Below are 26,712 nucleotides of genomic sequence, written 5' to 3' on the forward strand. Positions count from 1 at the left end.
AAGAACTTTTTTCAAATTCTTTTTCAGAACCTCAATCGGTTCTAAATCAAACTTTTCGGTTTTGCGCCTGTCTCTGAGAGACAGCTTTAATAGAATACCAAATCCCGGAGCAAATGTCAAGAGTTTTTTCGTCTCTATCCGACATTTATTTCTCGTTTCTCCGCACAAGACTGATTACAAAAGCCGCAATCGACAGTCCTGCGCTTACCGCTGACAGCGCGCACGCAATAATATCCAGTGTCAGTTTGGCTTTTTTCTGTTTTTTATTCATTTTTGAGCATTTCTCCTTGTATAACTACAGCATGTACCGCTTCGAATGCTTTTACATAAAAGACCCGCCTGAAAGTACGGCGGGTCTTCCTCTATGCAGCTTTGCATCATTACTTCATCAGTTCTGCCAGCAGCATAACCTTATCCACGTTGCCTTCCACCTTGATCTTGCCCTCAGCGATAGCAACCTGCGGAACCAGCTTGCCGGTAAGCATCTTCTCCAGATTCGTCACCGAACCGGAAACGATTGCATCGTGGTCAATATACTCATACGGCATAACGGACACATTGCCGTTCAGGATTTCGATGTAGAATACACCTGTAATCTTGCCCGTAAGATTAAACTGCACCGCAACCTTGCCTTCCGTGCCGGCAATATCGGCTTTCTTTAATCTGTTGTAAAACTTTCCAATCAGCTGATCAATATCCATCGGACTCACCCCTGCTCTATTTTCTATCTTTATTATACAACACATGCAAGAAAAAGCAAGGATAATTTTGGTGATTTAGCCGTGAAACCGTAACAAAACGACTGTGCAATTTTTAATGCACAGTCGTTTTATAAATTGAACAGTAATCAACAGTTCATTTCAGGTCTTTCGATCGAATTTAGTGTGGCAATGCGGGCAGGTAATCATAATCTTTCCCTTGCCCTTTGGCACGCGCAGGCGCTGACCGCACTCCGGACACTTGAAATAGCAGTGTGTCTTACGGTCAGCGAAACGGCCCTGTGCACCGCGAATCCTGTTCGATACCGGACGCCACCATCTCATGAACTTTTCATTCTCCGCATACCGCGCCTGAATATTGCGCGAGAACATGCGGAAATAGCACAGGCACAGCAGCGCAAGAATGAATACGTTCATCCACGCCCAGCCGAGAATGCGCGCTACGATAATGAGCGCAATGCCGAGAATGAGCAGTGCGTTATTGAGCGGGTCGCTGCCGTAGCGGCCTGCCATAAAACGGCGGAAAAAATCCATTTATGCCTCTTCCTTTCCGCAAACGTGCTCGAAAATCAGGTCGAGCACCTCATCACGACCGAATCCCTTCTCTGCCGAGAACGGAATGACCGGCACTTCCTCCGGCAACAGCAATGTCTGACGAATCTCCGCAATATTGCCCTCAAGCTGGCTCTTCTTAATTTTATCCAGCTTGTTGGCGATAATCACCCACGGCTTACCGGATGCGCGGAACCACTCCGCCATCGTCATATCGTCGCGCGTCGGCTTGTGACGAATGTCCACGATCTGGATACCCAGCGTCAGCAGATCCATTGCAAAGTAGGTCTCCATCAGAGCACCCCACCGCTGCTGCTCGGCCTTGGAAACGCGCGCGTAGCCGTAGCCCGGAAGATCGACCAGATACATAGCCTTGTCAATCGTGAAATAGTTGATGTGAATGGTCTTGCCCGGCTGTGCGCTGACACGCGCAAAGTTCTTGCGGTTCAGCAGCTTGTTGATGACCGAGCTTTTGCCCACGTTGGATTTGCCCGCAAACACGATCTGCGGCAGCGGGTCGTGCGGAAAATCACTTTCCTTCACCGCCGAGCGCAGGAATTCCGCGTTATGCAAATTCGGTTTCTTCATTTCCATATTATTGTACCACCGTTGTCGATGCCGAGTCCGCTGCACGCTTTACCGGTGCGGACTTGCGTTTTTTCTGCTTGGGACGGCGCGAAAAGTCGATCGCGGTCTCCACCACCGTGTCCATGTGCTCCGCAATGACAAAGTTGATGTTTTCCCGAACGACCGGCACGATGTCTTTCAAATCGCTCTCGTTGTCCTTCGGAATGCACACAGTCTTGATACCCGCGCGATACGCCGCCATGGTTTTCTCGCGCAGACCGCCGATCGGCAGCACGCGGCCGCGCAGCGTTACCTCGCCGGTCATGGCAACCTCGTGACGAACCGGCGCGCCGGTCAATGCCGAAATCAGCGCCGTGGTGATCGTCACGCCTGCGGACGGGCCGTCCTTCGGAATCGCTGCCTCCGGGAAGTGAATGTGCAGATCATTGTCCTTGTAGAACATCGGGTCGATGTTCAGCGACTCTGCCTTGGAGCGCACGAACGTCACAGCCGCCTTGGCGCTCTCCTGCATGACCGTGCCGAGATTGCCGGTGATTTCGATCTTACCGGTGCCCGGCACGACCGCCACCTCAACCTCAAGCATTTCACCGCCGACACTCGTCCACGCGAGACCGTTTACAATGCCGACCTCGTCCTTCTTGCTGACCAGATCGTCCTTGAAGGTCGCCGTGCCGAGCAGCTCCTCGAGGTTCTCCTTGGTTGCGGTCAGGCTTTCGTCACCGTCCGCGATATGCTTGGCCGCCTTGCGGCACAGCTTGGCGAGCACCTGCTCAAGCCGGCGCACGCCTGCTTCGCGGGTGTAGCCGCTGATGATCGCATCAAGCGTTTCATCGTCCACGATCAGCTGATTTTCGCTCAGGCCGTGCTTCTTCATCTGCTTGGACAGCAGGTGACGGCGTGCGATCAGGCGCTTTTCCTCCGCCGTGTAGGACGGCAGCTCGATAACCTCCATACGGTCGAGCAGCGGACGCGGAACAGTCGAAAGATCGTTCGCAGTCGTCAGGAACACCACGTCGGACAGATCAAACGGCAGTTCAATGTAGTGGTCGCGGAAGGCAACATTCTGCTCGGTGTCCAGCACTTCAAGCATCGCCGATGCCGGATCGCCGCGGAAGTCGTTGCCCATCTTGTCGATCTCGTCGAGCAGGATGAGCGGGTTGGACGTACCGGCACGGCGCAGCGCATCCATAATACGGCCCGGCATCGCGCCGATGTAGGTCTTGCGGTGACCGCGGATATCCGCCTCGTCACGCACACCGCCGAGGCTCATGCGCGTGTAGTTGCGGCCCATAGCCTCTGCAACGGACTTGGCAATCGAGGTCTTGCCGACACCCGGAGGGCCGACCAGACACAGCACCTGTCCCTTGAGGTCGGGCGCAAGGCTCTTGACAGCAAGAAACTCCATAATGCGTTCCTTGACCTTCTCCATGCCATAGTGGTCGCGGTCGAGGATCGCCTGTGCTTCCGCCAGATCATGGCGTTCCTCGCTCTTCTTATTCCACGGCAGGTCGAGCACGGTATCCAGATAAGTACGCACGACACCCTGCTCAGCCGTCGAGCCGCTCAGCTTGGCAAAGCGGTCCACCTCACGGATGAGCTTGTCCTCGCACTCCTTCGGCAGCTTGAGGTCGAGCACGCGCGCGCGGTAGCTTTCCGCTTCTGCGGCTACGTCCTGCTCGCCGAGCTCGGTCTGAATGACCTTGATCTGCTCGCGCAGGTAGTATTCCTTCTGGTTTTTGTCGATCTGGGTCTTGAGTTCGTCCTGAATCTCGTTTTCGATCTTGAGGACCTCGGTCTCCTCACCGAGCATGCGGATCACCATCACCAGACGGCGGGTAATGCCAAGCTCTTCGAGGATTTCCTGCTTGGCTGCCACATCGACTGGAATATTCTGGGCGATATAGTCCGCCAGATAGCCCGGATCGCCGCCCTCGGCTACGGTCAGCTCCACATCGGGCGACAGGCGGGACGCATACTGCGCGTACTCACCGAAGCGCTCCTGTGCAGTGCGCACGAGTGCCTGCGCGCGGCGTTCGGTCACGCCGTAAACGTAGTCCTCGAGTTCCTCAACCTCGGCATACATGCAGTCCTCGTCCTTCTCGGCGGCGATAAAGTTGTGCGCAAGCGCACGGGTCTTGCCCTCGACCAGCACGCGGATATTGTCGCCCGGCAGACGCAGGATCTGGCGAATCTGGCAGATCGTGCCGATCTGGTACAGGTCGCTCGGCGTCGGCGTATCGGTTTTGAGTTCGCGCTGCGCAGTCAGGAAGATGGTCTGTCCGTTCTTCATTGCCGCTTCCAGTGCGCGAATCGACATCATTCTGCCCACATCAAAGTGGACGATCATATTAGGGAACGCCGTCAGTCCGCGCAGCGGCAGCACCGGCAGGCGGCTGAGGACGATTCCGTTAAGCTCTGTCATATATTCGTTTCTCCTTGCACGGAAAATTGTCTATTAGTTTCAGTATAGTATATCTTCCGGGGTTTGTAAAGGCGTTGAACGTTAAAAATACGGGCGGGAATCTCGTTCCCCGCCCGTATTGGTTTTGATTGATTATGCGCTCTTGGTCGGCTTTCTGCGCGAAGCCTTTTTCGGCGGCTTCTTTTCCGCCGGAACAGCCGTGCGTTCGCCGTGCTCGACAACCGGCTCACCGGTACCGTCCACAACGCCCGGCGTGATCTCCACGCGGCAGACGGTCTCGTCGGACGGAATGCGGAACATGATGTCGGTCATCACGTTCTCCAGCACGCCGCGCAGACCGCGGGCACCCGTTTTGCGCTCGAGTGCGACCTCAGCCACACGCTCCAGCGCCTCCGGCTGGAACTTCAGCTCTACGCCGTCCATTGCGAACAGCGTTTCGTACTGCTTGACCAGTGCGTTCTTCGGCTCCTGCAGGATGCGGACAAGTGCGTCCTTATCCAGCGTATCGAGCGAAACGATGGCCGGCAGACGACCGATCAGCTCGGGGATCAGGCCGAACTTCATCAGGTCATGCGGCTCGATCTTGGCCAGCAGACGGTCGGTCTGCTCGTCTTCCTTTCCCTTTACCTCAGAACCGAAGCCCATGCCCTGCTTACCGGTGCGCTTCTGGATGATACCCTCGATACCGTCAAATGCACCGCCGCAGATAAACAGAATATTGGTCGTGTCGATCTGAATGAATTCCTGGTGCGGATGCTTGCGTCCGCCCTGCGGCGGTACGTTGGCAACTGTGCCCTCGAGCATTTTCAGCAGTGCCTGCTGTACGCCCTCACCCGAAACATCGCGGGTGATGGACGGGTTTTCGCTCTTGCGGGCAATCTTGTCGATCTCATCGACGTAGATAATGCCGTGCTCTGCCAGCTCCACATCAAAGTCCGCCGCCTGAATCAGTCGCAGCAGGATGTTCTCGACATCCTCACCGACGTAGCCGGCCTCGGTCAGCGTGGTCGCGTCCGCGATTGCGAACGGAACCTGCAGGGTCTTGGCCAGCGTCTGCGCCAGCAGCGTCTTGCCCGAGCCGGACGGACCCAGCATCAGGATGTTGGACTTCTGCAGCTCTACCTCGGTCTCCGGATGGTAGATGCGCTTGTAGTGGTTGTAAACCGCAACTGAAAGGGCAATCTTCGCGCGATCCTGACCGATAACATACTCATCGAGCACTTTTTTCAGCTCCTGCGGCGTCGGCAGGTGCTCGGGCTTTACGAGTGCATGGCTCTGCGGCTCGTACTCCGGCATGAGATCCAGCTCGTCATCCAGAATGCTGGTGCATACGCCGATACACTCATCGCAGATATACACGTTCGGTCCTGCGATCAGCTTGCGCACGCGGCTCTGCGGCTTGCCGCAGAACGAGCATTTCAGTTCTTTTCCATCATCATAACTTGGCATATGCCACCTCTATACTACGAAAAAATTACAATTACGACAATGCAGAATTGCCTTAGTGCTTATCGAATACCTTGTCGATCAGGCCGTATGCAACCGCCTCGTCTGCGGTCATGAAGTTATCGCGCTCGCAGTCAGCCGTCACGGTCTCAACCGGCTTGCCGGTATTTTCGGACAGGATTTTGTTCATGCGCTTCTTGATGATCTCAAGGCGCTTCAGATGGATCGCCATATCAGTGATCTGACCCTGCGTGCCGGCAGACGGCTGATGGATCATGATCTCAGCATTCGGCAGCGCGTAGCGCTTGCCCTTAGCGCCCGAGGACAGCAGGAACGCGCCCATGGAAGCCGCCATGCCGATGCAGATGGTCGAAACATCGCACTTGATATAGTTCATGGTGTCGTAAATCGCCATGCCTGCGGTTACGGAGCCGCCGGGGCTGTTGATATACAGCGAAATATCCTTATCCGGGTCCTGTGCTTCCAGATAAAGCAGCTGAGCCACGACCAGAGAAGCGGTCGTGTCGTTTACTTCATCGCACAGCATGATAATGCGGTCATTCAGCAGACGGGAGTAAATATCAAACGAACGCTCGCCGCGGCCGGTCTGCTCTACGACCATAGGGACTAAACTCACTTGGGAAAACTCCTTTCAGCAAGGTGGATAAGCTGCGAAAAAGCGCAGATTTTGTCCTCCTTGAATATAGGTGAAAAAGCGCGAGCGTCGCTCGCGCTTTTCTTATGAACCAACGCTAAGCGTTTGGTTTGCTGTTGTTTGCGCGCTTTGGGGAATCAGCAGAAATTACTCTGCAGTCTCCTCGGTGGTCTCCTCAGCAGCCTTCTTCTTTGCTGCCTTCTTAACCTTGGCGTTCTTCTTGATGAACTCGAGCGCGTTCGAGATCTTCAGATCGCCCTCCAGAGCTTCCTTGGATACGATGGCCTTAACCTTCTCGACTTCCATCTTGTACTGCTCTGCCATCTTAGCATACTCTTCCTCGAGTTCCGTGTCGGAAACAGTAATGCCTTCCAGCTCTACAACCTTCTGCAGTGCCAGACGGGTCTTCACCTGACGCTCTGCCTGGCTCTGGAACATTGCGCGGAATGCGCCCATCTCAGTGCCGGTCATCTTGAGGTACTGCTCAAGGCCCATGCCCTGCATCTGCAGGCGGTAGCCGAAGTCCTGTACAATGGTGTCAACCTGGGAGTCGATCATAGCAGCCGGAATGTCAGCCTTCATGCCGTCGATTACAGCGTCCAGAACCTTCTCCTCGAAAGCGTTGTCAGCAGCTTCCTGACGCTCTGCCTTCAGACGCTCGGTGATCTCCTTCTTCAGATCGTCAAGGGTCTCGCAGGTGTCGGAAACGTCCTTTGCGAACTCGTCGTCGATCTCCGGCAGGATGGTCTCCTCAACCTTGTGTACCTTGCACTTGAAGGTAGCTTCCTTGCCTGCCAGCTCCTTAGCGTGGTACTCCTCCGGGAAGGTAACAACTACGTCCTTCTCGTCGCCGGCCTTGCAGCCGATCAGCTGATCCTCGAAGCCCGGGATGAATGCGCCGGAGCCCAGAGTCAGCTCGTGATGCTCAGCCTTGCCGCCCTCGAACGGAACGCCGTCTACAAAACCCTCGAAGTCGATGTCAACGGTATCGTTCTTCTTAGCCTTGCGCTCTACGGTCTCGGTGCGGGCATTGCGCTGAGCCATGCGGTTCAGCTCTGCCTTAACGTCAGCCTGCAGAACCTTAACGGTCTCCTTCTCAACCTCAATGCCCTTGTACTCGCCGAGCTCAACTTCCGGCTCAACCGGTACCTTGGCGATGATGGTCAGGCCGCCCTCTTCTGCCGGGTCGCCCAGATCAACGTCTGCACGGCCGACCGGCTTGATGCCGGACTTCTCAACAGCCATTTCCATAGCGTCCGGGTAAATGATATTGAAAGCTTCTTCAAAGAACACGCCTTCGCCGTACAGCTTCTCGATCATCTTGCGCGGTGCCTTGCCCTTGCGGAAGCCCGGAACGGTGATGTTCTTGCCGGTCTTCTTGAATGCCTTGTCCTTAGCTGCTTCAAACTCAGCCTTGGTGATCTCGATAGTCAGAGCAACGACGCTGTGCTCCTGCTTTTCAGTGTTTTTCAGTTCCATGTTGCCAATCTCCTTACTTACTTTCGATTGTATCTAAATCATTCTACCAGATTATTTTGAGAATTTCCATAGTTTTTTCTATTTTTTCAGAAAAATCGGGATAAAATCCACAAAATCTCCGGAGACGAGCTTCCATTCAATTCCTTCCTGCTCACCTGTTACGGCATGACTCAGGCTTTTTCCATGCAAATGTCCGTAAATACAGCGCTTTACACCGTACTTATGCAGCAGTTCGATGATCTCACCGCAGCGGTAGGATGCGTAAAGCGGCGGATAATGCAGGAAACAGAGTATCTCCTCCGGGTCTGCGGCAGCGCCGAGCTTCAGCGATGCCTCGAGCCGCAGCAGCTCGCGCTTGAAGATTTTCTCGTTGTGCGGGTCGGCGAAGTCCTCCTCGAAGGGCCAGCCGCGTGTGCCGCACAGCGCGGTCTTTTCATAGAAAAAACAGTTGTTATGCAGAAAATCAATGGTAGTAAATCCGTTTTCATCTAAGAAACGGTGCATTTTGGAGGCGGTTTCCCACCACAGATCGTGGTTGCCCTTCAAAATGATCTTTTTGCCCGGCAGCGAGTCGATCAGCGCAAAATCGCCTTTCGCTTCCGCAAGGTTGATGCCCCACGAAATATCCCCGCCCAAAACAATGGTGTCCTCCGGCGCAACAAGCGCACGCCAGTTTTTGATGATCTTTTCCGTGTGCCCCTGCCACCGGCCGCCGAAAATATCCATCGGCTTGGCTACATCGGCGGCAAGGTGCAGATCGGCAAGCGTATAAAGCGCCATTACAGATCCTTGAGCAGACCGACGGTAGACAGAATGTCGGCCTTGTCTACCACGCGGTCAAAGCGCGGCGTTTTGCCTGCCAGAGCGGCGAGCGGAGCGGGTGCCGGTACACCCGTCAGCTGAGAGAGCACCTCCAGCTGGGTAACGTCGTCGTTCTCGAGCGTACCGCCGAGCGCCTCGATGACCGAGCGGCAGAACTTGAACGGAGACGCGGTGGACGCGATCACGGTCGGCGTTTCGTCGCCGGTGCGTGCGCGGTAGTCCTCGTATACACGAACGGCAACTGCGGTGTGCGTATCGCACAGGTAGTTCTCGTCCTTCCACAGCTTGTTGATGGTATCAGCCGCATGGCTGTCGTCGCAGCAGCCTGCGTCGAACTCAGCCTCGATCTTGGCAAATACGTCCTCAGCTACCTTGTAGCTGCCCTCGGTGTTCAGCTTGTTCATCAGCTCAGCAACCAGCTTATCGTTGAAGTCGGAAGCGAAGAACAGCAGACGCTCGAGGTTGGACGAAATCAGGATATCCATCGACGGAGAAGTCGTGGTGAAGAAATCACGGTTGCGGTTGTACTCGCCGCCCTTCTTGAAGAAGTCGGTCAGCACGTTGTTGCGGTTGGACGCGCAGATGAACTTGTTGACCGGCAGACCCATCTTCTTGGCGATGTACGCCGCAAGGATGTTGCCGAAGTTGCCCGTCGGTACGCAGACGTTGATCTTGTCGCCCTGTGCAATGGTGCCTGCGGCAACCATATCGCAGTACGCAGAAACGTAGTACGCGATCTGCGGCGCCAGACGGCCCCAGTTGATGGAGTTTGCCGAGGACAGCATCATGCCGTCCTTGTTGAGCGCTGCGCGGGTATTCTCATCGGTGAAGATGCGCTTTACCGCACTCTGTGCATCGTCAAAGTTACCGCGGATAGCTACAACCTCGACGTTCTTGCCTTCCTGCGTTACCATCTGCAGCTTCTGCATGGGCGATACGCCGTCCACCGGATAGTACACCATAATCTTGGTGCCCGGTACATCGTGGAAGCCGTCGAGCGCTGCCTTGCCGGTATCACCCGAGGTAGCGACCAGAATGCAGGCGGTACGGGTTTCGCCGGTCTTGCGCAGGGACGCAGTGAGCAGGTGCGGCAGCATCTGCAGCGCCATATCCTTGAACGCGCAGGTCGGACCGTGCCACAGCTCGAGCAGGTTCTTGCCCTCGCCCAGCTTTACCACCGGTGCGGTATCTGCACCGCCGAACTTTTCATCGGCGTAAGCCTTGGACGCAAAGTCCGCCAGCTCCTCCGCCGTAAAGTCGGTCAGGAACTTGCCGAGAATAAGCGCCGAGCGGCCCTTGTAATCGCTCTCCGCAAGCGTTTTCCAATCCGCGTCGGTAAGCGTGGGAAACGCGGTCGGGCAGTACAGGCCGCCGTCCGGTGCGATACCGTTGGCGATGGCGTATGCCGCGGAAACCTTGCGCTCCTTATTTCTTGTGCTTACATAATCCATATTTTTACAACCTCCGCAGTGGTTTTGATTACTCCTTCTATTGTATAGCAAATATGTATGTTTGGGCAATAGGCAATTCCGTGGAAATTCCGCCGTCCTGTCACAACATTTTCTGCATAAAGTTGAATGCGTTGTCATAAAACAGCCCATCGACCGTTTCCTGCTTGTAGCCAAGTGTCAACATGCGGTCTGCCAGACGATACATATCCGCCAGACCGTCAATGCCGATCGGCAGGGTATCGCAGCCATCAAAGTCACAGCCGAGCGCGACCACCTTCTCGCCGTACATGCCGATGAAACGCTCGATGTGGTCGATGGCGTCATCGATCACCGAATCGCTCTGCCGCACGAGGAACGGCGTGTACAGGTTGACGCCGACCAGTCCCCTGCGGTTTGCAATCTCGGCGAACTGCTCGTCGGTCAGGTTGCGCGAGTTGCGGCACAGAACCCGCGAATCGCTGTGCGTCGCAACAAACGGACGGTCGGTTGCCTCGCACACGTCCCAGAACCCGCGGTCGGACAGATGAGATACATCAACGATTATCCCCTTCTCGCCGCAGTCACGGACCAGCTGCTTGCCCAGCTCGGTCAGACCCTCGTTCTGATCCACGGCGGATGAGCAGCCGTAGCGGCTGCGGTAATTCCACGTCAGCGTGATGAGACGCACACCGGCGTCGTAAACATAGTCGAGCGCGTCCGGCCGGTCGGGCAGCAGCTCCGCGCCCTCGATAGAGAGCAGCGCCGCCGCCTTTCCCGCCTCCACTGCCGCCCGAATATCCGCCGCCGAACGGCAGAACGTCAGCCAGTCGGCGTTGGCGGCAAACTCGCGTCTGGCAGTCGTCAGCATGCGGTCGAACCGCTCATCGGCGAGCGTATCGAGCAGACAGTCGCGCGTTTCCGGCGAATACGGCTGTCTCGCGCCGCAGAACAGTGCAAAAAACTGCACATACGGCTGATACCTGCGCGCTGCTGCATAATTGATATGTAAATCGTTCTCCCGCAGGTGTTTTCCTGTCTCGCAGCACTCGTAAATGGTGTCACAGTGCAGATCAAACAGCTTCATACTCACCCTCCAAAGGCGTTTTCCAGATGGTTGATGCGCGGCGGAACCGATGCGTTTTCCTCGCCGTAAACCTCAATCACGTCAAACCGCGGCTGCTTTTCGGTCGGGTGCTCCTGCAGCCATGCCTGCGCAGCGGCGATGATCTTCGCCTGCTTGGCCGGTGTGACGGCTTCGCACGCCGGACCGTAGCGGGCGTTTTTGCGCGTCTTGACCTCCGCAAAGATAACATACTGCGCGTTCTCCGCGATAATGTCAATCTCACCGAACCGGGTGCGGAAATTCGTCGCTGCCGTGTGCCAGCCGCGCTTTTCGAGGTACAGCCGCGCCGCTTTTTCTCCCCACGCGCCCTTCATCGCGGTGCATCCGGATGCTTTTCGTAAAATTTCTTGAGGAATGTCATCCGGTGGATCGGGCATGGGCCGTGCATAAGCAGGGCTTCATCGTGCGCCTTGGTCTCGTAGCCCTTGTGCTTTTCAAAGCCGTACTGCGGGTACTGCTCGGCGAACTGGCGCATCAGGCGGTCTCGCGTTACCTTGGCGATGATGGAGGCTGCCGCCACAGACGGAATTTTTGCATCGCCGGAGACCACGCACTCGTGCGGCTGCTCGAGTCCCTGTGAGCGGTTGCCGTCCACATAGACGAAATCCGCCGGGCGTGTCAGACCGTCCACCGCCTGCTTCATCGCGCGGTAAGTCGCCTGCAGGATGTTGATCTCGTCAATCACCCGCTCGTCCACGAGCGAAACCGACCACGCAAGCGCGTTTTCCGTGATTTCGTCGAACAGCTTCTCACGCTTCTTTTCGCTGAGCTTTTTCGAGTCGTTCAGTCCCTCGATGACGATTCCAGCGGGCAGGATAACTGCGGCAGCGCACACCGGTCCGGCGACCGGACCGCGTCCGGCCTCATCCACGCCGCACACCGAGCCGTAGCCGTTCGCCCATGCTTTTTCTTCGTATTCCCAAGTCATGTTTGTCTCTCCTAAAACCAAGGGCGAACACTGCGGTTCGCCCTCGAAATGTTGGTTTATTCCGGCTTCTCGAGCGTAATGCGGCCGAGAACACCGCCGCGGAACTCATCGAGCAGGATGCGCGCCATGCGCTCGGTGTCGATCTCACCGCCGCGCAGCAGGAAACCGCGGCGCCTGCCCGCCTGCTGCAGCAGCTCATAACCGAGGAAATCGCACTCCTCCTCCGGGATGGCGATGCTGTAGCGGTCGATGATGGTCTGCGGCGCCTGTTCTGCGAGCAGCTCCATCAGCTTGCAGCCGAGCGTCTCAACGTCCAGAATATCGTCCTTGATCGCACCCGTGCACGCCAGCAGAATACCGACGCGCTCATCGTCGAACTTCGGCCACAGGATGCCCGGGGTGTCGAGCAGGTCAATGCCGCTCTCCACGCGGAACCACTGGCTGCCGCGCGTTACACCCGGACGATCTGCCGCCTTGGCAGATTTTCTGCCGAGAATGCGGTTGATGAACGTGGATTTGCCCACATTCGGGATGCCGACGACCATCACGCGGACGGACTTGCCGACCAGACCCTTTTCGTTCCACTGGGCGATCTTGTCCGCCAGCAGCGTGCGAACCGCACCGGAGAACGCCTGCGTGCCGTTGCCGCTGCGGCTGTCGGTCTGGATGACCGCCATGCCCTGCTCACGGAAATGCTTCGCCCAGACAGCCGTCATGTTCGGGTCGGCCAGGTCGATGCGGTTGAGGATCATCATGCGCGGCTTGCCTGCTGCAATCTCATCCATATCCGGATTGCGGGACACCTGCGGAATGCGTGCGTCCACGACCTCGCAGACCGCGTCCACCTGCTTGATATACTCCGCCATCTGCCGGCGGGTCTTTGTCATATGTCCGGGATACCATTGAATATTCATATTACTTCACCGTTCCAAAATCGCTGATTGGGAAAACCACGCTCTGCACATGACCGAGGATGTAGCGCTCATCCACCATGCCGAGACGGCTGTCGCGGCTGTCGGTAGAGGCATTGCGGTTGTCGCCCATGACGAACACGCAGCCCTCCGGTACGGTCTGCGGATAGGTCAGATCGCCCATATGCTCGAGTACGTCGATCGTTTCGTTGATATACGGCTCATCGAGAACCTCGCCGTTGACGCTCACGTCGCCGGTTACGGGATCAATGTCCACCGTATCGCCGCCGGTCGCAATGATGCGCTTGACGATCGGCTGATTGTTGTAAAAACCCTCCTTGCGCAGCACGACAACGTCTCCGCGCTCGGGCGTATAGTTCAGGTTGCTTACCAGCATGATGCTGTGATCCTCGAGGGTCGGGTACATGCTCATGCCGTCCACGCCGATCAGGCGCACGAAAAACGTGAATACGACCACGAAGAACACCAGAACCGCCATCAAGGATTCGCCCCAGCCGAACAGCTCGCTCGAGAAGCGTCCCTCACTCTTTTTATTTTCGGTTTGCTGCATTATGATTTCCTCCATCAAAAAGATAGCATACAATATTATTATAGCGATAATACAGCGTATGCGCAAGTGAAAACAAAAAACGGAGAGCAAAAGCTCCCCGTTTTTGTTCGGTTGTAATGTTAGAATTAAACCTTCTCTGCGATCTTGGCAGCCTTGCCTACGCGACCGCGCAGGTAGTACAGCTTAGCACGGCGAACCTTACCGCTGCGAACAACCTCGAACTTAGCAACGTTCGGGGAATGTACCGGGAAGGTCTTCTCTACGCCTACGCCGTAAGAAATGCGGCGAACGGTTACGGTCTGGTTTACGCCAGCGTGCTTCTTAGCAATGATGATGCCTTCGAATACCTGAATACGCTCGCGGTTGCCCTCCTTGATCTTTGCGTGTACCTTAACGGTGTCGCCGATCTTCAGAGTGGGCAGATCGCTCTTGAGCTGCTGCTCGGACAGGACTTTAACGAGATCCATTTTTTAGTCTTCCTTTCGTCTTAGACATTCTTGCCGCATCGTAAACCCATAAATGAGCAGAGGAATGCCCGTGTTCATTGTTACTCGACTATAATATCATATCATGCGGCGGATTGCAAGTGTTTTTTCAATCCTGCGCAGATTTTTGTCTCATTCGCTCGACAGACTCGGCGTGCACGGTCTCGGTCTGTGCCTGCGCCTTCTCGTTTTCATAAAGGCCGATGACAACGTAATCTCCCACCTGCAGGTCCTCAAAGCCGATTTCCTGCGTTTTGCCGGAGTCGGAATTGTAAGCAGAAAGTGCTGCTTTCGAGCAGTCTGCCGTGCCATGCTCGCCGAATACGGTCGTCTCTCCCGCATCCCGCACAGTGATTGTTTGATTTCGGCTATCTGTGGATACAATTTCTGCGTCGGCAAGCAATCTAATCGGCTTTTGCTGACCGCAAGCGCATAAAAGCAGACAAATCCCCAATCCCGCAGCACAAGAATTTTTTCGCATTTTATCGCCATCTTGCATAATTTTTATCGCAAATCGCTTGCATTTCTTATTCACTTTTATTATACTGAAAATGCTACCCGATGTAAAGGAGTGTTTTTCATGTGGGCATACGAAAGCGTATTTTATCAGATCTATCCCATCGGCTTCTGCGGTGCGCCGCGCGTAAACGACGGCGTGACTGTTCCGCGCATCCGCAAGGTCAGCGACTGGGCGGAGCATATCGCGTCGCTCGGCTGCAATGCCGTGTACTTCTCCCCGATTTTTGAGTCCGACAGCCACGGCTACGACACCCGCGATTTTCGCCGCGTGGACTGCCGTCTCGGCACCAACGAGGACTTCGCCGCCGTCTGCAAAACGCTGCACGAGCACGGCATCAAAGTTGTGCTGGACGGCGTATTCAATCACGTCGGACGAGGTTTCTGGGCGTTCAAGGATGTGCAGGAGAAAAAATGGGATTCCCCCTACAAGGACTGGTTCCACATCTCCTTTGACGGCAATTCAAACTACAATGACGGCTTCTGGTACGAGGGCTGGGAAGGTCATTTTGAGCTGGTAAAGCTCAATCTGCGCCATCCGGATGTGCAGCACCACATATTCGAGTGCATCCGGCAGTGGAAGGACGAATTCGGCATTGACGGTCTGCGGCTGGACGTGGCCTACTGTCTCGACAAGGATTTCATCCGTGCGCTGCGCGGCTTCTGCGACTCGCTTTCGCCCGACTTTTTCCTCGTCGGCGAACTGCTCCACGGCGATTACAACCAGTTTGTCGGAGACGGCATGCTGCACTCCTGCACGAATTACGAGTGCTACAAGGGTCTGTATTCCTCGATGAACAGCTACAACCTGTTCGAGATCACGCATTCGCTGCTGCGCCAGTTCGGTCCGGAAAACTGGACGCTGTATAAAGGCAAGCACCTGCTTTCGTTTGTGGATAACCACGATGTGACGCGCGTTGCGTCCATCCTGCAGAATCCGGCGCATCTGCCGCTGATCTACGCGCTGCTGTTCGGCATGCCCGGCATTCCGTGCATCTACTACGGCAGCGAATGGGGTGCCGAGGGCAAAAAGCAGGACGGCGATGACGCTCTGCGCCCCTCGTTCGAGCAGCCGATCGTGAACGACCTGACCTCCCGTATCACCGCAATGGCGAAGGCGCACCGCGAAAGCCGCGCGCTCTGCTACGGCGGTTTCAAGCAGCTTGTGCTCACCAACAAGCAGTGCATCTGGGAGCGCGAGACAGACGGCGAACGCGTGCTCGTTGCGGTAAATATCGACGAGCAGCCGTACCACGCACACTTTGACGCACGCTGCGGCCGTGCTGTGGACCTCATTACCGGAGAAATGCACGACTTCGGCGGCGGCAGCGAATTGCCTCCGTACTCGGCTTATTTCTGGAAGTGTGAGTGCTGAGCGTACCCGTAAGATCGAGAAAACCCTCCGTATGGTTTCATACGGAGGGTTTTTATGCCTTTATGTCGGATCGTATTCCGGCAGTTCGCTCTGATCGGCAGGTTCTGCCACAAGTTCTTGATTCAAGCCATTCCAGCAGGCGCCGATATCCGCACGTGTGAAATAGCGAAATCCGCCTGTCTGCGAAGCCAGATAGCCGTTTTTCACGCCGTTGCAAACATAGAGCAGTTCATAGTCGGTCCCGTCCGAAAGCTGAAACCGAAAACTGGTCACATCTCCTCCGTCACCGCTATCATCTATCGTCTTATCTTTGAGCGGCAGACCTTCCAGCCGCTCGTACAGCGCTTTGATATCATCTTTTTCTGTAACGATTTTCTTCTCTGCCGCTATAGGAACGCCCTCGAAATGATACATTACAGCACTTTCCACATCATCGGCTGTAAACGGCAAGTCCAGCTTGACCGTTTTTCCACTGCAGCCGATCAATCCCGTCATGAAAATCAGTAAAACGATAAAGCCTGCTGCCTTTTTCATTTCATCACGCTCCTTTACACGAAGTTACTTCCGCTTCACATAATCAATAACGAGCGAATAATTCGAGCCGTCTGTCAGCGCGGCAGTGAACGTCACGAGCGCACCGTCCTTGCGGTACTTCTCCAGCGCGGATCTGCTGAGCGTCAGCGTCTGACCGCTGACCGTGTAGTCCTTGTTTGAGGTCAGCGTATCGCCGTTCACGATCACGCTTTTCAGGCTTGTGCGCGTCAGCGGCAGCGTGAACTTCGGTTCGCTCGGCGAGAACGTGTTGTACTCCTCGACCGCCCAGCTTTCGCCGGTCGGTGCGGAATCGCTCACGGTCAGGGTGAATGCCTCGGTCTTGCCGTTTTTCAGCTCAACGCTGATGGTGTAGCTGCCCGCTCGAAGCTGCGCCAGCACACCGCGCGGCAGGATGAGCGAACGCGTCGAGGAATCGAACGTGTAGTCGATGCTCGACAGACCGAGCACCACATCCCGGATATCCTCCGAGGTATTGGCGCCGCTCAGGCGTGTGTGCACATCTGCGTACTTTTCCGACTTGTAATAGCGGTCAAAAGACGCATTCTGCACATTTTCGCTCACCGAAGAATCGGTAACCGCAATGGCGATTGCCGCCGTTTTGCCGTCCGAGAGCGTCAGCGTCAGCTTGTAGTTTCCGCGCGGCAGCCTTCCCAGCCAGTCCGCGCTGATGGCGGCTCCGGTCGAGGTCTGCGTATAGTCCGTGCCTGCGGTGAGGACTGCACCGTTACTCTCGATTTTCTCAATTTTCAGACCGTTCGGCACGGTGACCGCAACATTTTTGCCCAGTGCAGAGAGGTTATTCAAATCGACCGCTATGCTTTCCGGCGAAACAGCCGCCGTCACGCTGCCCGTGAGCGTCTGTCCGCCTGCGGTGGCGGTCACGCCGTTTGCGATCGTGTAGCCGGAGACCCGCACGCTGCTGGCAAAACTCACGCCGCTGCTCTTGATCTCCGCCTGATAAATCGTGCCGTAGCCGGTGACAGACGCAGGCTTGCTGGCGGTCATGCGGTAGACCGACGCATTCGCGGTGGTGGAAACCGTGGATTCGGTATCCAACTCCAGATGATTGATATCCGCATCCAGCGTCAGCGAAACCTTCTTATCGCCGTTTATTTTTACATCCGCGAAGCCTTCATAGCCTGGGGTGGTCAGCTTTTTCTCGTAGAGCACCGCTGTGCTGCGAACCTCTGTGCTCGGAAAACGAGCGGCGCCTGCCGCAGTAACCTGCAGCAGGCGACCCATAGGCGAGGACACAACGATGTGGTCGCTCATTGTATTCGTCATTGTTACCGTGCCGCCGGCTACGATGATCGTACCCTTGACGTACACGTCATTCAGCTGTACCGCATCCGAAGCCAGACCTTCGGTCAGGTACAGGTCGCCATCGATCGTCGCATCGGACAGCGTGCAGCTTTCCGAGATGGTGACGTTCGCGGTATCGCTCTTGAGGTCGGAGCCGGTATACGCTTTTCCTGCCGTCGAGAGCGAGGTTCCAAGATAATAGTACAGGATCTTCGCCAGCTCTGCGCGGGTGATGACCTTGGTCGGCTTGAAGGTATTATCCTTGTAGCCGGTGATGATGCCCTTGTCCACAGCCGCCTTGACATAGCCTGCCGACCACGCCGCAACCTTCGTCTTATCCTTAAAAGACAGGTTTGCCGGTTTTACATTACCCGGATCGGCCTTGTACAGCCGTCCGAGGATAACCGCCGCCTGCTCACGGGTGACATACCCCTCCGGATTCATCCTGCCGTTGCCGGTGCCGTTGATGTAGCCGTACTTCTCGGCAATGCGCACCGTGTCGTAGTACCATGAGTTGGACTGCACATCGCTGTACGAAATGCTTGCCTTCTCCGTGAAGTGAAACGCGCGGTTGACATAGCGCATGAACTCCGCACGAGTGACCTTGCGCTCCGGCTCGTACTTGCCGGTGGTCGCACTCGGATTGATGATGCCCTCATCATCCAGATATTCGATAAAGTTTTTGCTCCAGTGTCCGTCCAGATCGGAGGCAAACGCTGCCGGTATCATCGTTGCCAGCATCGCTGCACACAGGAAAGCAGATAGTAAGCGTTTTTTCATAAGATACACCTCGTATGTGGGTTACAGGCAATACCAAATGATTGAACAAGAGCGATTTACGAGCAAATTTTGCGTACTGATTAGGTGTGGTTTTGCAGCAATACGAGGTATTGCAAAAAATCACAACGACATCAGGACACAAAATTTCCGTAAAGCGCCGCAGCTTTAATCGTTTGGTATTGCCTAAAGTATAACATAGACAAACCCGCTTGACAACAGGCTTTGCCGGACACATTCTGCCAATGTTTACGCATTTCGGACATATTCGAGAAAAATTCGTCCTTTACGGCTCATACCGCCGAACGCCTCCACGCGCGCACGGCCGACGCCGCGCACAGTCAGACGGTCGCCTTCCGTAATCTGGTGCTCCGGCTTCATGCAGGGTGTGTTGTTGACGAACACCAGTCCCTTCTCGATCCGCGCCTGTGCGTCCTTGCGCGGCAGACCAAAAATCAGAGCGGCTACGCTGTCCAGTCTGGGCGACGCCACCGAACCGGTCCCCCGTTTTTCCTCGACTGCCGCATGCTTCAGGTCGCTGAGATCCTCGCGCGTCAGCGAAAGCTGCTTGCGGCCCGCTTTGGCGAAGTGCATGAGGATGAACTCCGCCATGTCCTCGAGCACGATGATGTCTGCGCCTTCCTCGTGCACGAGAATGTCACCGACCACCGAACGGTCGATCTGCAGTCCCATCAGCGAACCGAGATAGTCGCGGTGCGTGAGCGTGTCCTCCCTGCGCTTGTGGGCGCGCAGCAGCGCCAGCGGCGCGGACATCTTTGCGCTCTCGGCATCCATGTAATCCGGATAAAACAGATAGATCCCGCGTTCCGCGTCCTCATAGCCGCCCCAGAACAGCGCATGACCGGTCGCTCCGGCAAGGCGCACCGCATCCGTGCACAGCGCCCGCTGCTTGAGGTCGAGGAACTTGGTATGGGTCAGATAACCGCGCTGCTCACACGTCTGCTCCTTGTCGAGCAGTCCTGCCAGCAGCAGCTTATCGTCGCCGCTGTGTGCAAGCGCGGTCAGGATCTCTTGCTTGGTCTTCAAGGTATTTTCCTCCATTGCGGCATAGATTTTCCGTTATGCCGCCTATTGTTTTGCATGATAGTATTGTACTATCTTCTTTTTTCGTTTACAATAGAGATTAGCATTTTAATGATGGAGATGATCGAATTGACCGTGAAGGACGCCGTTTTGCAGGCACTCGAACAGGCACGAGGCACCCGCCTTTCCGGCGGACGGCTCGCCGAGCAGCTTGGCGTATCCCGTGCGGCGGTGCACAAGGCGATCGCCGCACTGCGCGAGAGCGGCCTTGCCATTGACGCCGTGACCGGAGAAGGCTATCGCCTGGCCTCGGATGACGACAGCCTGACCGCCGCAGGCATTGACGCACTGCTCGATACCGCGGTCATCGGACGCGAAATCCTGGTCGAGCCGTCGCTTACCTCGTCCAACACGACGATGAAGGAGCAGTATCTCGGCCGCAGGCACGGCTTCACGCTGTTTGCCGAGGAGCAGACCGGCGGACGCGGACGGCTCGGCCGCACATTCGTCTCCCCTGCCGACACCGGCGTGTACATGACCATTCTGCTGCATCCGACACTGCCGCTGTCGCACCTATCGTTCGTCACCATTTCGGCGGCGATCGCGGTCGTGCGCGCCATTGAGCAGACCGCAGGCTTCACGCCGCAGATCAAATGGGTGAACGACGTGCTGATGAACGGACGCAAGCTGTGCGGCATCCTCACGGAAGCGACCATCGAGGGCGAAACCGGCACAGTAAGCTCGCTTGTGGTCGGCATCGGCATCAATCTGCATCCCAATCCGGCGTGGCCCGAGGAGGTACAGGCGGTCGCGGGTGCCATCAGCGACTTCGGCAAGCCGCCCCGCAGAGCCGAACTGGCCGCCGCTGTCCTCAACCACTTCGAGGATGTGTACATGCTGCTCGAGCAGGGCAAGGAACCCGAGCTGCTCGAGCAGTACCGCGAACGGCTGTGCTGCATTAACCGTCCGGTAACGGTCAGCAGTCCGGCAGGCCGCTACGAAGCCGAGTGCGTCGGACTGGACGAGAATGCACATCTGCTGGTGAAAACCGCAGACGGACAGGTGAATGCCCTGTCCTCGGGCGAGATCAGCATTCGACTGTAAACCGCATTTTTATACATTATATATAAGGAGATATTTCTATGTTTCAAACCGCTGCAGGCGTGACCGTTCCGTTCCCCGAAAAGCTGTCCGAGCAGTACGAGCTGGACGGCAACACCATCACCGCAAACCTCAGCTTCGAGAAGCTGAGCGACTTTGTGCATTCGTTCTACGCCGAGCTGGACGAGCCGCTGTTCCTCGCCATCCATCCGGATGCGGAAAGCGATGAGGTCTGGTATCTGGACGGCATGACGAAAAAGCAGCTGACCATGATTTTAGACGGCTACGGCGAGCTGCTGTATCAGGACGGTCTTTCGGCATTCGCCATTGGCTCTCTGACCACCGAGGAGGAGCTTTTCGTACAGAAGTACAAGGTTCTGTCCATTTACAGCGAGACTGCAAAGCGTTTCGTTCCCCTGCTGAAAAAATACGGCATGGAGCCGACCGGACATCTTGTCACCGCATGGGATACGTTCTCCGAAGAAAAGCCCGGCGCCGCAGAGCGCCTCGAGATCGCCGGTCAGACCGTGCCGGATATGATTAAAGAGCTGTGCAAGATCGGCATGTATAAAGGTTAATGATAGGGCTTATATGAAAAAAGACACCGAAAAAAATCGGTGTCTTTTCTTATCCATCTTACATTTAGATTTCCATGATGATCGGCAGAACCATCGGACTGCGCTTGGTCTTCTTGAACAGGTAATCACTTACATCGCCCTTGATGGCAGATTTCAGGCTGTTCCAGTCACGCAGGTTCTCTACCGAGCAGCGGTCGAGCGCCATCTGCGAAATGGTACGCAGCTCCTCCATGAGAGCCTCGGCTTCCTTGACGTAAACGAAGCCGCGCGATACGATATCCGGACCCGCAATAACGACGCCGGTCGTTGCGTCCACGGTTACTACGATAACCAGCAGACCGTCCTCGGACAGATGCTTGCGGTCACGCAGAACGGCAGTGCCGACATCACCGATGCCCAGACCGTCTACCAGCAGACGACCGGCCGGCACGGGATTGCCCAGACGAGCCGAATTTTCGCTGATCTCGATCGGACGGCCGATCTCACTGACGAGAATGTTCTTCGGGTTGACACCCATCTCGCGTGCCAGACCGGCATGCTGCACGAGCATGCGGTACTCGCCGTGTACGGGAATGAAATACTTCGGCTTGCACAGACCGAGCATCAGCTTAAGATCCTCCTGGCAGGCATGGCCGGAAACATGGATGGCTGCCGAACGGTCGTAAATGACCTCAGCGCCCTGCTTGTACAGCTCATTGACCATGTTGTTGATCGACTTCTCGTTGCCCGGGATAGCGGATGCTGCGATCAGGATACGGTCGCCGGAGTTGACCTCCACCTGCTTGTGGCTGCCGTACGCCATACGGTACAGCGCGGACATGGTCTCACCCTGAGAGCCGGTGGATACGATGATCAGCTGGCTGCGCGCGTAGCGCTTGATCTCAGAAATGTCGATCATGACCTTGCCGGAATCCTTCAGATAACCCAGCTCCATCGAAACCTTGGAGATCTTCTCCATGCTTCGGCCGCAAACGGCTACCTTGCGTCCTGCCTTGGCGGCAATGTCGAGAATCTGCTGCAGACGCGATACATTGGACGCGAACGTTGCAATGATGATGCGCTGATCGCTCTCCATGATAAATTTCTCGAGCGATTTGCCGACGATTTTCTCACTCGGCGTGTAGCCCGGACGCTCGACGTTGGTCGAGTCGCTCATCAGCGCAAGCAGTCCCTTCTTGCCCAGCTCACCGATGCGGACAAGGTCGATCATCTCACCGGAAACCGGCGTCAGGTCAATCTTGAAGTCACCCGTGTGCAGGATGGTGCCCAGCGGCGTGGTGATCGCCAGCGCAACCGAATCCGCAATGGAGTGGTTGGTGTGGATAAACTCGATCTTGAAGCAGCCGAGCTTAATCGTATCACCGGCGCGCACGCGGTTCATCTTGACCTTCTGGGGCATCTTATGCTCGGACAGCTTAGTCTCGATGATGCCGCAGGTCAGTCGGGTCGCGTAAATCGGTGCATTGCACTCACGCAGAACATACGGAATAGCGCCGATATGGTCCTCATGTCCGTGGGTGATCACATAGCCGCGCAGCTTGTTCAGGTTGCGCTTGAGGTACGTTGTATCCGGAATGACCAGGTCAACACCCAGCATATCGTCATCCGGAAAGGCAACGCCGCAGTCGATAACTACGATGTCATTGCCGTACTCGATCACCGTCATGTTCTTACCGATCTCGTTCAGACCGCCGAGCGGTATGATCTTCAGTTTTTCCTTCATAATAGTATTATCACTTTCCTTTATCTGATTGTTGTTTATTATATGTACGCGGATGTCGTTTCCGCTTTTCTGAAAAGGCAGACCATGCGATCCCGTCTGTCTTTATCCACATGTGAAGGATGCGGTCCGTTTTCGCTGTAAATGGCACAGCGCATTCCCACACGGACTGCAAACACTTATTTTTAATATACCACAGCTCAGCAGAATTGTAAAGAGCCAGTCACCAAAGCGCTCTGTACGGCTTCGTCGAAACAGCCAATTTACCTATATACTATTTATGCACAGTGTCCCGCTGTTTTACCCATTCTGCGTGTCCTGCATAATGACCGGTCAAACCGGGCAGACTTCCTTTTCGATCCCTGCGGTTTGTAACAAAGCCGCCGATGTGCGTTTTACACGGCTAACCGTAAAAAACCGTATTTTCGCCCAATTATGCCATACAGATTAACGAAATCCAGCGATAAACTCTGTGAAATGTGCACAAAATTCTATGAAACCGTTTGACAAATCGGAGAGGATGCAGTATGATTGGTTACAGTTCGGAAACAGAACGTAAACAAAACAGTAACAACCCAGAAAACAACATCGGTTTTTCCGGTGGCGCGGGAAGTGTTCCCGCTGCGTTTTCACCTGACTTTTAGGAGCGTAACACAAATGTCTATTTCTCTGCGTAAGCATGCTGCCATGTTCCTCGCGGCAACCTTCACGGTAGGCTCGATGGCAACCTTCGGCGCTGCTGCACTGGAGCAGCCGACTGCGGTACTCTCTTCCACTCTGAACCATTCTGTCGGCACGGTGCTCACCTCTGCCGAAATCTCCAACGCACAGCAGGCTATGGCGAAGGCAAAGGCTTCCGCACTCAAGGCACAGCAGGATGCTGCCAAGAAGGCGCAGGAGGAAGCTGCTAAGAAGGCTAAGGCTGAGGCTGCCAAAAAGGCCGCTGAAGAAGCAGCTAAGAAGGAAGCTGAGATCAAGGCCGCTGCAACCAAGACCGCTTACAACCAGCTGGTCGCAAGTGCAGCCACTGCCCGTCCGGTAGCTTACTCCACAACGTATCTGGCAAGCGATGCCATCAAGGCAAATGCAACTGCGCTTGGCAATTATAAACTGACCTTCTACGATCCGTGCGTTGAATGCAACGGCAACAATCTGGCACTGACCGCTACCGGCACCACCCTGACCGAAGGCCGCACGATCGCAGTTGACCCGTCTGTCATTCCGCTCGGCAGCCGCGTATTCATCGAGGGCTACGGCGTGTTCATCGCTGAGGACACCGGCGGAGCGATCAAGGGCAACAAGATCGACATTGCAGTAAGCACTCACGAGCGTGCAAACGAGCTTGGCGTGCAGTACGCAAATGTATATCTGCTGAAGTAAATTTTTGAAGATCTGTGCGAAAGCACGGCTCTTTTTTTCTGCCTGTTTGAGCGGTTTTACGGTTGCAGACATGGATGGCATCGGTTTTCGTTTTGTATTTCGCGTCAGAATCGCGTGTGATGGATTTTTGACGGATCGGTTCAAAACTATACAGCAAATTTGCAAAGTCGATTGTGCGGCGTTTGAGCGGGTTTTCGTTATCATTCCAGAAATTAGGGTTTTCGCTTGCGAAGCAAGAGAATCCTGCCTCCCCGGCAGGGGCACAAGAAGAAGAGAACCAAGGTTCCCTCCTTCCTATTCAGCACAGCGAAAATCAGAGAACGGTGAATTGCCCGAAGGACAAGAGAGAGTCCTCCAGAGGATACCTGTGCCGCGCAACTCGTTGGTCTGGTGGCACAAGGGAGACCACCGGCCTCCCCTGCAATTACACATCTGCAAATGGTAAAAAAACAGCCGCAGACACCCTGCGGCTGTTTTGATTCAATTACGCGCTCTCGCGCTCCTCCTGCACCTTGGCGATGCCATGCTGGATCGGCTTCCACTCGACCTTGCCGACCAGAGCGGCGATCGAGATCGGAACATAGGTGAGCATGAAGAACGGGAAGGTAAAGGTATACAGCACCTTTTTCCACGCCGGACCTGCGATGCGCTTCCACTCGGCGATCATCGTCACCGCGCCGAAGGCAAACAGGCTGAACGTAATGCCGCGCACGGTCAGCATCAGAATACGGCCAAGCATACGCATAACGCGGTATGTAATGTATGCCGGCTGTGCGAAGCTGGTCACGCACAGGAGTACGGCCAGCAGCAGCGAGCCGATGGTAACAAGGTTGCACGGTGCAACTGTCATCAGCATATCATAGCAGGACATGCCCGCCTTGCCGCCGCGCGTACAGCCGCGCAGCAGTGCGCCGGTATACTTTGCGTCCACCTGATAGAAGCCCTTGCTCCAGCGCAGACGCTGATCCCACGACTGGCGGAAATGCTCCGGCTGCTCATCGTAGATGATGGCATTGCCGCAGTAGCCGATCTTACGGCCGCGGACCGCACTGGCGATGGAGAACTCGATATCCTCGGTCAGCAGATGATAATTCCAGCCGCCTTCCTCGCGGAGCACATCAGCCGAAATCAGAAAACCGGTGCCGGAAACCGCACAGTTGACACCCAGACGGGTTCTCGGGCGGTTCAGGAAGCGCGACTCACGCAGGAACCACAGCGCATAGCCTGCGGAGATCCAGTTCGCGCAGAAGTTCTGCGAATTGCGATAGCTGGTCAGTGCGGAATACTCGCCGGTATCGTACATCTTGTTCATCTCACGGACGAACTGCGGATCTACGATGTTGTCCGCATCGAATACGAAAAACGCGTCGTATGCATCCTCACCCTGCTCCTCGAAAATACGCTTGAACAGATAGTCCAGCGCGTAACCCTTGCCGACCTGCACCTTATTAAATCGCTCGTACACGATCGCACCGGCGCTGCGCGCTACCTCAGCGGTATTGTCCGTGCAGTTATCTGCAACAACAATGACATCAAGCAGCTCTGACGGATAATCCTGCTCCTTCAAGGTGCGGATCAGTCTGCCGATAACGGCGGACTCATTGCGTGCTGAAATGATCGCCGCGTAACGGTGCAGCTCTGCATTTTCCACGCCGCCGCGCTGCTTGCCCCACAAGCCAACCAGAAGGTAAAAGATCTGGTACGCATACGCCGCAGTAAAGAAAATGAACAGCACCCACTGCATGCTCTCCAAAAACCGAAGCATAAAAATTCCTCGTTTCTTCTCCTGATGTATTTCTCTATACTTTAGATATTGTGGCGGTTGTTTCAACCCTTGTACTATAATAGCACTATTAACGCATTATGCAACATATTTTTAACCGGATTTCACAAAATTTTTAATTTTTCACTGTTCGCACAAATTTTTTGTGCTTTCATGCGTTTTTTTCATGCCACTTTGCCCTGTCTTTCCGTGGAAAACAGTAAACCTGGAGATGCATTCGTCCCGCACCGCTGACGCTCTTTCACTTTTCCCTGCTGTTTGCTTGGACAAATCCGGGTTTTCTCTATAACATCATCAATTTCGTATACATTTTATAAAGGAAGGGAGGGCATTTTTCCTCGCCGCTCTCCCCTGCATATACAGCAAAACGGCTGCCGCATTGCGACAGCCGCCGGTATTTAATTATTAAGGCAACACCGCACAATTAAAGCTGCGGCGCTTTGCGGAAAT

General features: G+C 55.4%; 26 protein-coding genes. 4 read left to right on the forward strand and 22 right to left on the reverse strand.

Annotated features, from left to right (window positions below; all coding sequences use genetic code 11):
• Nucleotides 1-145: 145 nt before the first annotated feature.
• The 17 genes from DWZ82_RS15865 to DWZ82_RS10590 form a co-directional block, all read right to left on the reverse strand.
• Complete coding sequence (locus DWZ82_RS15865; RefSeq protein WP_256129151.1) at nt 146-271, reverse strand: hypothetical protein; 126 nt, start codon at nt 269-271, stop codon at nt 146-148.
• Nucleotides 272-380: 109 nt separating this feature from the next.
• Nucleotides 381-701, reverse strand: coding sequence for an SCP2 sterol-binding domain-containing protein (locus tag DWZ82_RS10515; RefSeq protein WP_158575197.1), 321 nt, complete (start codon nt 699-701; stop codon nt 381-383).
• 159 nt (nt 702-860) lie between these two features.
• Nucleotides 861-1,253, reverse strand: a complete 393-nt coding sequence (locus DWZ82_RS10520) for a hypothetical protein (RefSeq protein ID WP_117490730.1) — start codon at nt 1,251-1,253, stop codon at nt 861-863.
• Nucleotides 1,254-1,865: a ribosome biogenesis GTP-binding protein YihA/YsxC gene (gene yihA / locus DWZ82_RS10525; protein WP_227109736.1), complete on the reverse strand. Its 612-nt coding sequence runs from the start codon at nt 1,863-1,865 to the stop codon at nt 1,254-1,256.
• A 1-nt stretch (nt 1,866) separates the two neighbouring features.
• The gene (gene lon / locus DWZ82_RS10530) at nt 1,867-4,281 is read right to left on the reverse strand and encodes an endopeptidase La (protein ID WP_118480711.1); all 2,415 of its coding nucleotides are present in this window, start codon (nt 4,279-4,281) and stop codon (nt 1,867-1,869) included.
• Between the two features lie 132 nt (nt 4,282-4,413).
• The gene (clpX, locus tag DWZ82_RS10535; protein WP_118480713.1) at nt 4,414-5,730 is read right to left on the reverse strand and encodes an ATP-dependent Clp protease ATP-binding subunit ClpX; all 1,317 of its coding nucleotides are present in this window, start codon (nt 5,728-5,730) and stop codon (nt 4,414-4,416) included.
• A 52-nt stretch (nt 5,731-5,782) separates the two neighbouring features.
• Entirely contained in the window at nt 5,783-6,364 is a 582-nt protein-coding gene (gene clpP, locus DWZ82_RS10540) for an ATP-dependent Clp endopeptidase proteolytic subunit ClpP (protein WP_117490728.1), read from the reverse strand.
• A 165-nt stretch (nt 6,365-6,529) separates the two neighbouring features.
• Entirely contained in the window at nt 6,530-7,861 is a 1,332-nt protein-coding gene (tig, locus tag DWZ82_RS10545) for a trigger factor (protein WP_118480715.1), read from the reverse strand.
• A gap of 78 nt (nt 7,862-7,939) precedes the next feature.
• On the reverse strand, nt 7,940-8,641 hold the full coding sequence (locus tag DWZ82_RS10550; protein WP_116704875.1) for a metallophosphoesterase: 702 nt from the start codon (nt 8,639-8,641) through the stop codon (nt 7,940-7,942).
• A complete protein-coding gene (gene thrC / locus DWZ82_RS10555; protein WP_118480717.1) occupies nt 8,641-10,134 on the reverse strand; it encodes a threonine synthase in 1,494 nt (497 codons plus the stop codon). The genes DWZ82_RS10550 and thrC overlap by 1 nt, the downstream gene beginning before the upstream one ends.
• A 100-nt stretch (nt 10,135-10,234) precedes the next feature.
• Complete coding sequence (locus DWZ82_RS10560) at nt 10,235-11,197, reverse strand: dipeptidase (RefSeq protein WP_118480719.1); 963 nt, start codon at nt 11,195-11,197, stop codon at nt 10,235-10,237.
• A gap of 2 nt (nt 11,198-11,199) precedes the next feature.
• The gene (locus tag DWZ82_RS10565; RefSeq protein WP_119214827.1) at nt 11,200-11,550 is read right to left on the reverse strand and encodes a YraN family protein; all 351 of its coding nucleotides are present in this window, start codon (nt 11,548-11,550) and stop codon (nt 11,200-11,202) included.
• Nucleotides 11,547-12,164, reverse strand: coding sequence for a ribonuclease HII (locus DWZ82_RS10570; RefSeq protein WP_117490719.1), 618 nt, complete (start codon nt 12,162-12,164; stop codon nt 11,547-11,549). Before DWZ82_RS10570 ends, DWZ82_RS10565 begins: the two co-directional genes overlap by 4 nt.
• 56 nt (nt 12,165-12,220) lie before the next feature.
• Nucleotides 12,221-13,078, reverse strand: a complete 858-nt coding sequence (gene ylqF, locus DWZ82_RS10575) for a ribosome biogenesis GTPase YlqF (RefSeq protein WP_110436595.1) — start codon at nt 13,076-13,078, stop codon at nt 12,221-12,223.
• 1 nt (nt 13,079) lies between these two features.
• Nucleotides 13,080-13,646, reverse strand: a complete 567-nt coding sequence (gene lepB / locus DWZ82_RS10580; protein WP_110436594.1) for a signal peptidase I — start codon at nt 13,644-13,646, stop codon at nt 13,080-13,082.
• 125 nt (nt 13,647-13,771) lie between these two features.
• On the reverse strand, nt 13,772-14,113 hold the full coding sequence (rplS, locus tag DWZ82_RS10585) for a 50S ribosomal protein L19 (RefSeq protein WP_110436593.1): 342 nt from the start codon (nt 14,111-14,113) through the stop codon (nt 13,772-13,774).
• A gap of 127 nt (nt 14,114-14,240) precedes the next feature.
• Nucleotides 14,241-14,612, reverse strand: coding sequence for a hypothetical protein (locus DWZ82_RS10590; RefSeq protein WP_147356927.1), 372 nt, complete (start codon nt 14,610-14,612; stop codon nt 14,241-14,243).
• Between the two features lie 99 nt (nt 14,613-14,711).
• On the opposite strand from DWZ82_RS10590, the gene DWZ82_RS10595 reads away from it, so the two are divergent.
• Complete coding sequence (locus tag DWZ82_RS10595; RefSeq protein ID WP_118480725.1) at nt 14,712-16,022, forward strand: alpha-amylase family glycosyl hydrolase; 1,311 nt, start codon at nt 14,712-14,714, stop codon at nt 16,020-16,022.
• Nucleotides 16,023-16,082: 60 nt separating this feature from the next.
• On the opposite strand, the gene DWZ82_RS10600 is transcribed toward DWZ82_RS10595, so the two are convergent.
• The 3 genes from DWZ82_RS10600 to DWZ82_RS15180 all read right to left on the reverse strand — a co-directional run bounded on the left by DWZ82_RS10600 (nt 16,083) and on the right by DWZ82_RS15180 (nt 19,703).
• Complete coding sequence (locus tag DWZ82_RS10600; protein ID WP_118480727.1) at nt 16,083-16,556, reverse strand: hypothetical protein; 474 nt, start codon at nt 16,554-16,556, stop codon at nt 16,083-16,085.
• Between the two features lie 24 nt (nt 16,557-16,580).
• Nucleotides 16,581-18,659, reverse strand: a complete 2,079-nt coding sequence (locus tag DWZ82_RS10605) for an S-layer homology domain-containing protein (RefSeq protein WP_118480729.1) — start codon at nt 18,657-18,659, stop codon at nt 16,581-16,583.
• Between the two features lie 246 nt (nt 18,660-18,905).
• Nucleotides 18,906-19,703, reverse strand: coding sequence for a YlmH family RNA-binding protein (locus tag DWZ82_RS15180; RefSeq protein ID WP_158575199.1), 798 nt, complete (start codon nt 19,701-19,703; stop codon nt 18,906-18,908).
• Between the two features lie 108 nt (nt 19,704-19,811).
• Between DWZ82_RS15180 and DWZ82_RS15185 the strand changes: the two genes are divergently transcribed.
• Nucleotides 19,812-20,804: a biotin--[acetyl-CoA-carboxylase] ligase gene (locus DWZ82_RS15185; protein ID WP_158575201.1), complete on the forward strand. Its 993-nt coding sequence runs from the start codon at nt 19,812-19,814 to the stop codon at nt 20,802-20,804.
• Between the two features lie 38 nt (nt 20,805-20,842).
• Nucleotides 20,843-21,379: a hypothetical protein gene (locus tag DWZ82_RS10620; protein ID WP_116704867.1), complete on the forward strand. Its 537-nt coding sequence runs from the start codon at nt 20,843-20,845 to the stop codon at nt 21,377-21,379.
• A gap of 64 nt (nt 21,380-21,443) precedes the next feature.
• Here DWZ82_RS10620 and DWZ82_RS10625 read toward each other — a convergent pair whose 3' ends face one another.
• Complete coding sequence (locus DWZ82_RS10625) at nt 21,444-23,102, reverse strand: ribonuclease J (protein ID WP_118480735.1); 1,659 nt, start codon at nt 23,100-23,102, stop codon at nt 21,444-21,446.
• Between the two features lie 654 nt (nt 23,103-23,756).
• Here DWZ82_RS10625 and DWZ82_RS15870 point away from each other — a divergent pair.
• Nucleotides 23,757-24,479: a 3D domain-containing protein gene (locus DWZ82_RS15870; protein WP_118480737.1), complete on the forward strand. Its 723-nt coding sequence runs from the start codon at nt 23,757-23,759 to the stop codon at nt 24,477-24,479.
• Nucleotides 24,480-24,963: 484 nt separating this feature from the next.
• Here the strand turns inward: DWZ82_RS15870 and DWZ82_RS10635 are convergent, their stop codons facing one another.
• Complete coding sequence (locus DWZ82_RS10635) at nt 24,964-26,244, reverse strand: glycosyltransferase family 2 protein (RefSeq protein ID WP_192924414.1); 1,281 nt, start codon at nt 26,242-26,244, stop codon at nt 24,964-24,966.
• Nucleotides 26,245-26,712 lie beyond the last annotated feature (468 nt).

The organism is Butyricicoccus sp. AF35-5AC, assembly GCF_003477715.1.
Classification (GTDB): domain Bacteria; phylum Bacillota; class Clostridia; order Oscillospirales; family Butyricicoccaceae; genus Agathobaculum; species Agathobaculum butyriciproducens.